Origin of the sequence: Desulfotomaculum sp. (assembly GCA_003513005.1) — a bacterium.
Lineage (GTDB): Bacteria > Bacillota > Desulfotomaculia > Desulfotomaculales > Nap2-2B > 46-80.
In genome coordinates this window covers 1-10,859 of record DOTD01000001.1, presented here as the reverse complement: position 1 = coordinate 10,859, position 10,859 = coordinate 1, and the positions used below count along the sequence as shown (strand labels likewise).

The window sequence follows — 10,859 nt, the reverse complement described above, 5'->3', positions numbered from 1 at the left end:
AGTGTTTTATTTATTTTTCCTTTTAAATCCCCGCACAGAAAGAAATATACTAAACACAAGTAGTATCTCAATAAGAACAGGTATTATATCGATTACTTTTGGGGAGTTTAGAAATAGAATCCTTTCATTTACTCCTGTGAAATGCAGATACATTGTTTTAAAACTGTTCAGCACATCGTAAACTGTCATTAATATTGTTCTCCTGCTTGTTGGGCATGGTGGTGATTGGCGCCAAACCAATAGAATCAAATAGCATAAAAAAGGAAGAAGGGTAACCTTAACGGATACCCTTGCTATACAACTTATTCCCCTATTGTTTATGATTAACATTTATCACATCCGACATTATATAACAATAAGGAAATAATGTAATAATTTGTCGTAAAAAAGGGGGCGCAGGTTAAGGATAAACGCCTCCTTGTTGCACAATAAAGCAGCTTTTATGGGGCTACCGTTTGATTCAGACTTTGCGTATTTCCTTGAGGCAGATAAATTATCTGGCCGATTTCCAGCCTGCCAGGATCTGAAAAGGCATTTGCGGAGATCAATTCCTGCTCCGGTATATTAAACTGCCGTGCTAAACCGCTGACCGTATCCCCCTCTTTAACAACATACTGGCCGCTTTTCTGAGAACCGTTGATCATCCTTGTCAAGCCGCTGTTCTTAATGAGCTTTTTCTTTAACTCTTCATCAGTGACAGCCTTTAAGGAAATACTGTCAAAGTCACAGTAGGTCCCGTTTCCTTCCGGGTCGTCCGCAAGCAAGTATACCCTTAACTGGTTGACAGACGAAGGCGCCTGAATAACTTCGGTGACATTCTCCCATCCTGTCGTATCAAAGCTATGAAGTATGTTAAAGAACTCCGGCACTCTCTTTTCGTCCTGGTTGAGAAAAACCACTTTTATCCGGGCCGGCTTACTGGATGTTCCCTTTCTGGTTTCTGCAGTAATGAGGTACTTTTGGCCAGGATTTACGTCAATAATCTGGAATGTTTCCCAGTTGTACCCGTTTCTTAAAAACCTGTTCCCGTTTTCATACTTAATCCTGTCCGCCATCCCAATCCAGCCGTAAAGACCCATTTCGAAATCCCCGTTGATCATCAGCTCGTTCTGGTCCGCATTCATTTCGGTTGCCTTCCTGTCTCCAATTTCACTCGTCCTGGTCACCGTAATATTATCAAAGCAATGATAGCCCTTGGGGTCCTCAGACAATAAATAAATCCAAGCAGTGGCGGCATTTTTGGGAACCATGATGAACTGCCGGGGTATTTTTTCCCAGCCACCTCCGGTGTGTGTGTATTTGATGTCGTAAAATTGGGGAAGTTTTACACCGTTAATATCCAGAAAGCTAAATGCGATCCGGGCGGGCCCCTGAGCGGTTCCTTTTTTGGTGTTGGCGGATACCGCATACGTCGTATGGGGTAAAAGATTCATTTCCTGACATACTTCCCAGCTGCAGTTATTGATTATATAGTGGTTCCCGTTGTCTTCCTTCTGAATCGCTTCCGGATTTCGCCAACCGAGACTTCCTTTTTCGAAGTCGTCGTTTAAGATAACCGCCTCAAGCACTGTGTTCTTATTTTCTGCCGCTTTTTCTGATACTTTGGAAGCATTCTTCTCTGAACCGCCGTCCAGGTATATGCCAATCAGGTAAGCCAGGGCAACCACTAAAACCAGGCTGATAAAAACTACTAACGCAAGCTTTAACTTTCTAATTCTCAATCCCTCCTTATTTTTATAACCCCTTAGCTTTGCTTGGATTTTATATAATATGCTTTTTGGTTTGTTTATGACAAAAGACTTAAAGCCTTTAATCCAATCCGGCACCTTCGGGGAAAGTTTTCCATAAGATAGAAAAAAATCATCCATACCAGTTTAGAGGTTGAGTAAATGGAAAACAGACAAAAGAGAACTCTTGTTATCGGCGCGGGATTGGCTGGAAAAAAAGTCATCGAAGCCCTCGGCGGCTCCTCGAAAGACCGAAAGATTATAGGCTTTATCGATGATGACCCCAAGAAAAAAGGTACTGAATTCTGCGGCCTGCCTGTATTGGGAAACAGGCGCGATATCACCGGGCTGAATTCCAGGTATGGATTTGATGAGGTCATTCTGGCCATCCCCTCGGCCCCTCCCGGTGAAATAAGCAATATTCTTGAGATATGCATGAAGACCAGGTCCAAGGTTAAAATTATGTCCGGTATCTACGATCTGAACACAGGAAAAATAAACGTCCGCCCAATCCGGGATGTCCAAATTGAAGATCTGCTGGGGCGCAAGCCGCTTTCACTTGATATCGGCGGAATAATAAGTTACCTGAGAGATCAGGTCGTTCTGATTACAGGCGCCGGGGGCTCGGTCGGCTCGGAACTATCCAGAAGCGTAGCCGATAACAAACCAAAAAAACTAATCCTGTTGGGACGCGGTGAGAACAGTATTTATGAAATTGAACAGAGTCTGAAGATCAGCCACCCCCGGGTCAGAATAATCAGCGAAATAGGGGACATCAAGGATGCAGGCAGAATGAACAGGTTATTTAAAAAATATAAGCCTGGAATCGTTTTTCACGCCGCCGCGCACAAGCATGTCCCGTACATGGAAAAAAACCCTGAAGAAGCTGTCAAGAAAAACATCATCGGCACAAAGGTTCTTTGCAGCGCAGCCATAGCAGGAGGCTGCGGAAGGTTTATCTTTATCTCAACCGACAAGGCGGTTGAACCGACAAGTATCATGGGCGCCACTAAAAGGGCGGCGGAAATTATTGTCCAGCTGATGAATGAAAAAAAATTGACAAAATATGCCTGCGTCCGTTTCGGCAATATCCTGGGCAGCAGGGGAAGCGTGCTGCCCCTGTTTGAAAGACAGATTTCTCTAGGCGGACCGCTCACCATAACACATCCCGAAATGACCCGTTATTTTATGACGGTGAGTGAGGCGGCGCAGTTGGTAATTCAAGCGGGAGCCATGACCAAAGGCGGGGAGATTTTTGTCCTGGATATGGGAGAACCAATCTCGATCAGGGACCTTGCTTTTAAGATGATCGGGCTAAAGGACTTGAAGCCGGGAAAGGATATCCCCATAAAGTATATCGGGATCAGGCCGGGTGAAAAAATTTCGGAGAGCCTTTTTAATGATGAAGAAAGAATTATGCCCACAAGGCATGAAAAGATAATGGCGGTATACGGCAGGAACAATTACGAAGGTATCCAGCGCCTGCTGCACACTCTGGAAGACCCTGAGTTTTCTTATGCAGAAGCGCAGGTCAGAAAAATGCTGAGCGATTTTTTGAATAATTTAAGAGAAGCAAAATAAAAGGCAGCGGGCCGGCGCATCTGTCACCGGGTGCTGTCGGCCTTTTCCCACACAGGGGACACATTTCTTGAAAGGGCTTTAAAAAATCCAACCAGAGACGCCAGGTTAAACATACAAAAATAATAAGGCACAAAGAACAACCTGTTCTTTAATTTAAACACTTTACCGGCAAGGGCAAGCGCATAAAAAACCAGTTGGGCGGTAAAAGCAGCCAGGTAAACCGGGCTGCTGTTTTTTAAAAACAATGAAGAGCTAAAAATAATAATCTGCAAGAATGGAATCAGATACCTGAGCAGCCTGTGGGAAATCATCATCCAGGAGTATACGGGACCGTATTTAAAAGGGTTGTAAAGGCTGGGCCCCGTCAGTATGCGCCGCCATGTCCTGCTTAACATCCTTACTTTGCGCGCGTATTCCTCTTCGGCTTCCCCGGCTGCTTTTTCCCAGGCAACAGCCGCAGGCTCGTATAAAGCGAGCTTTCCCCTTTTAACCAACTCGTGCGGAAGCTCCAGATCATGGCAGTAAAGGTCGTCTATCTCCAGATAATCGCCGGCCCTGACTGCATAGACAGCCCCGTTTCCGGCAGTAATCGAAAAAATGCTTGATTCTAAAAAGCGCAGGTACAGCTCATACCTCCAGTACAACCCTTCCGAGAAGCCGCTTCCGGTCTCTTCGTTAACATACTTTAACCTGCCGCAAACATAACCTGTTCCCGGATTCTCAAACCTCGCCGCCAGACACCATAACGCATCCTTTTCCCAGATTGAATTTGCGTCTGAGAAGAACAGAATCTTCCCCGCAGCTGCTCTGGCCGCCTGGTTTTGGGCAAAGGTCTTGCCCCGCCGCTGGTCTACTTCCACAAGGATGACGCCTTTGTTCTCATATTTCCTGACTATCTCGTTGGTACCATCCGTGGAATTATCCGAAACAACAATAACCTCCAGCTGCCCGGGAGGATAGTCAAGCTCCGCCGTGTTTAAAAGTTTCTTTTCAATAACTTTCTCTTCATTATGGGCGGCGATGATCAGTGAAACCCGCGGCCATTCCTGTTCATCGGGAAGTCCGGGCGGTTCCGGTTTTCTTTTTAGAATCATCCGCACAACTAAGGACAAAAAAACGGGATAAAGAAAAAACGTGTAAAAAGTAAGGGCGGCAGCAGCCCAAAATAAAATTTTCATCCCCGGCGCCTCCATAAATATGTTCAAAAACATACTATGCGGAGCAGGCTTAAGAAGTTTATACCACGGACAAACAACCTGCAGCCTCCATCTGTCCGGCTTTTAACCAGTTTCCGGTAACACCGCTATTCCCGGAAGCATATTTTATGTTTAGCGGGATGCGAGGAGGAAAAGGACTGATGAGTGTAGTTATTGCGGGCGCAGGCCGGATGGTATCACAAAGATGAGCGGAAAGATCTTGATTGACGGCAGGAACTGCTTCGAACCCGGGATTATGGCAGGCAAACAACCACCCTGCCGACAGATGGGCGACAGATTGACGTCTGACAATTTCTGCCTTTTAACTCTGGCCGAAAGCAAACAATGGACTGACCTCCTTCATAAAGTGAAGACCTGCGATATTCATTATGAACCCGGATACTACAGGGTCTTTGAAGGCAATGACCAGGCTCGCCTGTTTGTCTACCAGCAGGACAGCCAATTTGTCATCTACCCCTTTCTGCTCAGAAAGGTTGATTATAGCGGGGAAACAACCGCCGGGGAAAACTATTTTGACATAACCAGTCCTTACGGCTACGGAGGTCCTCTGGCCTCACCCGGCGCTGACGGAAATACCTTAAAAGGTTTTTGGCAGAGTTTTATACAATTCTGTCAGGACAGCAATATTATCACCGAATTTATCCGCTTTCACCCCCTGATCCACAACCATGAGCAGGCAGCCGGTTATGTTGAAGCCGAAAGGAATTCAAGCGTAGTCTTTATAGATTTATCAATACCAGAGGAGCAGATCTGGTCCGGATATGATTACAGCAACAGGAAGAATATCAAAAAAGCAGCCCGCAGCGGCGTCACCATAGTTATTGATCAAACGCCGCGCTTTTTTACTGACTTCTCCATGATTTACCGCCACACAATGGACAGGAACAACTCCAGGGATTTCTACTACTTTCCGGACACTTTCTTTGATAAAATCCACCGCTTTTTGAATGGAAATTACCTATACGCGCACGCCTTTCTGGAAGGAAAGCTGATTTCCACGGAACTTTTGCTTTACAGCGGAACCTTTATTCATTCTTTTCTGGGGGGAACCCTGGCCGAATATTTCTCTTTCCGCCCGAACAACCTGCTCAAACACGAGGCCATACTTTGGGCGAAGAGAAGAGGCATCGGGTATTTCATTCTAGGCGGCGGCCAGAGCGATGATGACGGTATTTTCAGGTATAAGCAGACTTTTGCCAAAAACAGCCTGGCAGATTACTGCATAGGCAAAAAAATACATGACCAGGATGCCGTCCGCCGGCTGACCGGCTTGACGGACGAGGGACAAGAACATAAGGCGTTTTTCCCGCCTTACCGGAGGTGCTAAAAGATGAATTTAAAAAAAGCAAACCTATTCTTCAAAAGGGCTTTCGACATAGTCCTAACCTTGTTCATCCTGATTTGTTTCAGCCCGGTTATTCTTCTAATTATCCTGATGACAAAACTGACTTCCCCCGGGGAGGTCGTCTTTAGACAAGAAAGGCTTGGACAACACGGTAAAGTGTTTTACCTGCTCAAGTTCAGGAGCATGATCAGGGGCGCGCAGCAGATGGGATCGGGAATGTTCCTGGAGGAGAATGACGACCGGATCACACCGTTTGGAAAAATCCTTCGCCGGACGGGGCTTGACGAACTACCCCAGCTATTTAACGTATTAAAAGGCGAAATGAGTATCGTCGGCCCCAGGCCTGCGCCGCTGCATCACCTGGATAAATACGATGAGGAACAGAAAAGAAGGCTTTCCGTAAAACCCGGCGTCACCGGCTGGGCTCAGGTCAACGGCCGGGTAGCCCTCTACTGGCCTGACCGGATCAAGCTCGACCTCTGGTATATCGATAACTATTCATTTAAACTGGATCTGCTTATTTTATTCAAGACCGCCCTCTCGCCCCTGGACAGAAAAAACTCGGTAGCCAGGGCGGACCGGAAAGAAAATGACCCATTCATGAAATATTAAAGGGTGATGAAAATTGAACATACAGGGCAGGACTATCCTGGTTACCGGCGGAGGAGGTTTCCTTGGCTCCCACCTCTGTGAGACGCTGCTGGAGCGCGGGGCGCGTGTAAAAATTATCGATAATTTCACATCGGGCAGGGCATCCAACCTTGCCGGAATGCTGAGCCGTCTGGAATTGATTAACGGCAGCATTATCGACGAGCATAAAATGGAAGAAGCAAGCAGCGGTGTTGACGCTGTGGTGCATGCAGCTTTTCCGATGCCCTTGAGGCAGCGCTCCCTGGAAACCGGCGCCGTGACAGATGCGATGGCAGGCTTATTCAACCTCCTTAAGGAAGCGGTTAAAAACAGGTCCCTCTTCATCTATATTTCTTCCATAGCGGTTTACGGAAAACAAAAATACACTCCCATGGATGAGAAACACCCTCTGGAACCTGTCCTGCTATACGGGGCTGTAAAGCTTTCCGGGGAACATTTTTGCGCGGCTCTGGCCAAAAGCCACGGCTTAAAGGCAGTGGTCCTCAGGGTGGCGGATATATACGGGCCAAAAAACACAAGAATCAACCTGCCAGTACAGTTCCTGTTGGACGCCCTGAACAGCCGTCCCTTAAAAATATTCGGTTCCGGCAGACAGTCAAGGACGTACACTTATATAGACGATTATCTGAAAGCGGTCTGCGCCGCCATAGCCGAGCCGGCCGCCGCCGGCCAGATCTTTAATATTTCAAACGGCAGGGCAGTTTCTGTCTATGATCTGGCAATGCATGTTAAAAAAATAACCGGCGGCAAGGCTGTGGTAACTTTTAAAAAAGGGGAAGCCGACGACAGGCAGCTGATCATTGACAACAGCCTTTCCAGGCAGGTCTTAAATCTCGGTCAGCCGGTCGGCCTTGAGGAAGGCTTATCTGCAACATGGGACTGGCTGCGGAACAATCCGCACTTTTATGAAATTTGACGTTCTAAACGATTTCATTTAAATAACTCTTGTCCCGGCGACAAGTTGACCAGTGCACCGGTATAAGCGCCCTTTTATAGGGCGCTTTTTTAATCACCGATAAACAGCCGGCTGAATAAGATGAACCGTCCGGGAGGTGGCTGAATGTCGAAAAAAGCTTTATTTTTATTACTGACAGTGATAGCTGCCGTTGTTGTCCTTGCCTGGCTCCTTAACCCGGTTGTACTGGCCAGGTTTTACCTCACCCCGCCGATTGCTGCGCCAAAAGCGCAATCCCCTAAAAAAGCTCCCCAGGGAAAACCTTTGAATATTTTAATTGTCGGACTTGATAAAGCTACTTCGATTAATGGCCCGCCCCGTCCCGCCCCCTGGCATTCCGATGTAATTATGCTGGTGCGGGTTGATCCCGTCGGGCAGAGCGTAAACTGCCTCTCGATCCCCAGGGATACCAGAGTATATATAAAAGTTTACGGCCTCGGGAAAATTACCCATGCCCACGCTTACGGATCAATGCCTCTCACAATTGACACCGTCGAACAGTTTACCGGCATAAAGATTGACCGCTACATCAGCCTGGATTATGTCGTTTTTGCCCGCCTTGTCGACATGCTGGGAGGTATCGAAGTCAACGTGCCAAAGGAACTGAAAACAAAATACTTCGATTTTAAACCCGGGAAACAAATGATGAACGGGCGGCAGGCATATGTATATATCAACAACCGGAGCGAACCGATGGCGGATATAGACAGGATTAAAAGGCAGCATTATTTTTTTAATGCCCTGCTGGAAAATCTTAAGAAGCACGCCTCGGCGCTGGACCTTGCCAGATTCTATTATGAAATTAGAAAAAACACAGATACCTCATTCACTTTCTCAGACACGGCGCAGCTGGCGGTGTTTGCCGGACGCCTCAGGTTTGAGGACGTGAATGTTGAAACCGCGCCGGGGCACGCGGAATATATAGACGGCCTCAGCTACTGGATAGTGGACCAGAAAACCTTAAAGGAGCAGGAAAGCAGATTATTCGGATCGATATAAAAGGAGCTTACAACAATGCAGGTACCCTTATCTCTGCCTGATCTGAGCGAGCGGGAAATAGAGGCGGTGACAGCCGTACTTAAAAGCCGTTGGCTGAGTATGGGGCCAGCTGTGGAGGACTTTGAAAGTAAATTTGCCGGATATATCGGCGTAAAGCATGCTGTTGCGGTAAACAGCGGCACTTCAGGCCTCCACCTGGCCGTCCGCAGCCTTGGCATAGGAAAAGGTGATGAGGCAATCACAACACCTTTCAGCTTTGTTTCCTCGGCCAACTGCCTGCTTTTTGAAGGAGCTCGTCCCGTTTTTGCGGATATCGACCCGGAAACTTTAAATATAGATTGCTCTTTAATTGAAAATAAGATTAACAAAAACACTAAATGCCTCCTTCCAGTGCACATTTTCGGTCAGCCGGTTGACATGAGCCTGATCAGATCAATTGCTTCCAGGCATGGCCTGTCAGTTCTGGAGGACTCCTGTGAGGCCATAGGCGCCAGATACAACAGCCGGCTGACCGGAACCCGGAGTGATGCGGCCGTATTCGCTTTTTATCCCAACAAGCAGATCACTACCGGAGAGGGAGGCATGGTCGTTACCAACCGGGACGACCTGGCAGGCCTTTTACGCAGCATGCGCAACCAGGGTCGAGACGAGGGAGCCGCCTGGTATGAGCACAACCGCCTGGGCTTCAACTACCGGATGGACGAAATGAGCGCCGCCTTAGGAAGGGTCCAGCTTGACAGACTGCCGGAAATACTTGCCAAAAGGGAATGGGTGGCCGGAAAATACACAGAAAAACTGGACAGCCTGGCCGGTGTTTCAGTACCCGGGGTTAACCCGGCGGTACAAATGAGCTGGTTTGTCTATGTAGTTAGACTGGACCCTAAAATCGACCGTGAGTTAGTAATAGCAGAACTGGCCAGCAGAAATATAGGCAGCCGGGGTTACTTTCGGCCTATCCACCTGCAGCCCTTTTTCCGTAAAACATTCGGTTATAAGCCTGGGGATTTTCCGGTGGCCGAAGCTGCCGGGGCGTCAACACTCGCCCTTCCGTTTTATACAAATATGCCGGAAGAACAGATTGACTATGTAGTTAGTAATCTGGGGGATATCCTGGGCAGATTCTAACCGGCCGCCTGATGGCGCATAGGTATTCCCCTTTGCTGATAACACAGCGCCAGCAGCCAAGAATTATTTTTTTCTTTATGCAGGGAGGCGGTTTAAAATAAGTAAAGCATGCGGTGTTGTCTTAGTCAGCGTTTTTCTTTTAACAATAGCGTTTCTTTTATTCCTCTCTATGGCGCCCGGCCTGCTTATGGAAAGACTTCTTTTCTTCAGTGACCCGCCGGAGAAAGTTGACGTGCTCATTGCCCTGGGCAGCGAACCGGAAAGGGCGGGATACGCCGCATACCTGTACGAACTTGGATTTTCGGATACGATCATTATCACAGGCTGGGGATCTTCAGTTGACAAAATGGCAGAAAGGGCGGCCCGGGAAGGCGCCAAGGGGCAGGATCTTATTCTTGAGAAAGAATCAATCAGCACTTACCAAAACGCTCTTTATTCAAAAAAAATTATCCTCCAAAAGGGTTATAAATCAGCAATAGTGGTAAGTTCGCCCTATCATATGAGAAGAACGAAGATGGTCTTTGACAGAGTATACAGAAACAGCGGCGTAAAATTGCTGTACTGCCCAACCGGCCTGCTAGACGGCAAAACCTTAAACAAGAGGGTAGCCCGTACGGAATGTGTCAAACTCGTCTATTACTGGTTCAGATACTGGTAATATTTTCATGATAGTCACCATAACTTGAACTCAAGCGGAAGAACGGCATCGTTAACGGTAACAAGCGTCCACGATTTTCTGCCGGGATCGGGCTGAACAGAAAATTCCCTGGCGGCAGTGCTGAATTCCACATTTTGAATACTGTGATTGACAAGGATTTTCAATGTCTCCGGAGGTTTGTATTCCGAAGGGACCCGCCCTTTATTCTTTTGAGTAATTCTCCCTCTGATATAATTCCCCTGCAGCGTAAAAACAACATCGTAGGCGAGCAGTGACTCCCGGTCAAAGTATTCAACGACCTCCCCTTGAGCTTCGCCTGTTAAAGGAACCATAATTTCCAGGGCTTTTAATGAACGGTCGGGAATAAATGAAGGCGGTTCGGGACATAAAGGCACAATTGCGTTTTCCCGGATAAACAGGGGCATGTTGCCGTCTTCGGATTCACTAGTCTGAAATACACGGTCTCCCTCGACCTTGTTGCCGTTCCACCATGAATACCAAGCACCAGGGGTTATGTTAAGACTTACGTTATGTAAAGAAATGAAATCCCAAATGTGTAAACACACTGTTTTGGCATAATATTTCTTTAAATAATGATCTG

Annotated in this window: 12 protein-coding genes; 8 read left to right on the top strand and 4 right to left on the bottom strand. The window is 47.3% G+C overall.

Features of this window, described 5'->3' with window-relative positions:
- Positions 1-6 precede the first annotated feature (6 nt).
- Together DEH07_00060 and DEH07_00055 are read right to left on the bottom strand one after the other, a co-directional pair.
- Positions 7-189, bottom strand: a complete 183-nt coding sequence (locus tag DEH07_00060) for a hypothetical protein (protein ID HBY02957.1) — start codon at positions 187-189, stop codon at positions 7-9.
- 251 nt (positions 190-440) lie between these two features.
- Positions 441-644 carry a hypothetical protein gene (locus DEH07_00055; GenBank protein ID HBY02956.1) on the bottom strand — a complete coding sequence of 68 codons (204 nt, stop codon included), beginning with the start codon at positions 642-644 and terminating at the stop codon, positions 441-443.
- Positions 645-1,351: 707 nt separating this feature from the next.
- Here DEH07_00055 and DEH07_00050 point away from each other — a divergent pair.
- Both DEH07_00050 and DEH07_00045 read left to right on the top strand, forming a co-directional pair.
- The gene (locus tag DEH07_00050; protein ID HBY02955.1) at positions 1,352-1,465 is read left to right on the top strand and encodes a hypothetical protein; all 114 of its coding nucleotides are present in this window, start codon (positions 1,352-1,354) and stop codon (positions 1,463-1,465) included.
- Positions 1,466-1,889: 424 nt separating this feature from the next.
- Positions 1,890-3,308 (top strand): polysaccharide biosynthesis protein, encoded by a 1,419-nt coding sequence (locus DEH07_00045; GenBank protein ID HBY02954.1) that lies wholly within the window; start codon positions 1,890-1,892, stop codon positions 3,306-3,308.
- Positions 3,309-3,331: 23 nt separating this feature from the next.
- On the opposite strand, the gene DEH07_00040 is transcribed toward DEH07_00045, so the two are convergent.
- Positions 3,332-4,519 (bottom strand): glycosyl transferase family 2, encoded by a 1,188-nt coding sequence (locus DEH07_00040; GenBank protein HBY02953.1) that lies wholly within the window; start codon positions 4,517-4,519, stop codon positions 3,332-3,334.
- A 190-nt stretch (positions 4,520-4,709) separates the two neighbouring features.
- On the opposite strand from DEH07_00040, the gene DEH07_00035 reads away from it, so the two are divergent.
- The 6 genes from DEH07_00035 to DEH07_00010 all read left to right on the top strand — a co-directional run bounded on the left by DEH07_00035 (position 4,710) and on the right by DEH07_00010 (position 10,258).
- Complete coding sequence (locus DEH07_00035) at positions 4,710-5,852, top strand: GNAT family N-acetyltransferase (protein HBY02952.1); 1,143 nt, start codon at positions 4,710-4,712, stop codon at positions 5,850-5,852.
- Between the two features lie 3 nt (positions 5,853-5,855).
- Positions 5,856-6,482: a sugar transferase gene (locus DEH07_00030; protein HBY02951.1), complete on the top strand. Its 627-nt coding sequence runs from the start codon at positions 5,856-5,858 to the stop codon at positions 6,480-6,482.
- A 13-nt stretch (positions 6,483-6,495) separates the two neighbouring features.
- On the top strand, positions 6,496-7,437 hold the full coding sequence (locus DEH07_00025; GenBank protein HBY02950.1) for a nucleoside-diphosphate sugar epimerase: 942 nt from the start codon (positions 6,496-6,498) through the stop codon (positions 7,435-7,437).
- A 144-nt stretch (positions 7,438-7,581) separates the two neighbouring features.
- Entirely contained in the window at positions 7,582-8,475 is an 894-nt protein-coding gene (locus tag DEH07_00020; protein ID HBY02949.1) for a hypothetical protein, read from the top strand.
- A gap of 15 nt (positions 8,476-8,490) precedes the next feature.
- The gene (locus DEH07_00015) at positions 8,491-9,600 is read left to right on the top strand and encodes a polysaccharide biosynthesis protein (GenBank protein HBY02948.1); all 1,110 of its coding nucleotides are present in this window, start codon (positions 8,491-8,493) and stop codon (positions 9,598-9,600) included.
- A gap of 169 nt (positions 9,601-9,769) precedes the next feature.
- The gene (locus DEH07_00010) at positions 9,770-10,258 is read left to right on the top strand and encodes a hypothetical protein (GenBank protein ID HBY02947.1); all 489 of its coding nucleotides are present in this window, start codon (positions 9,770-9,772) and stop codon (positions 10,256-10,258) included.
- A 14-nt stretch (positions 10,259-10,272) separates the two neighbouring features.
- On the opposite strand, the gene DEH07_00005 is transcribed toward DEH07_00010, so the two are convergent.
- Positions 10,273-10,859, bottom strand: a 587-nt coding sequence (locus tag DEH07_00005) for a hypothetical protein (GenBank protein HBY02946.1), incomplete at its 5' end; no start/stop codon positions are given.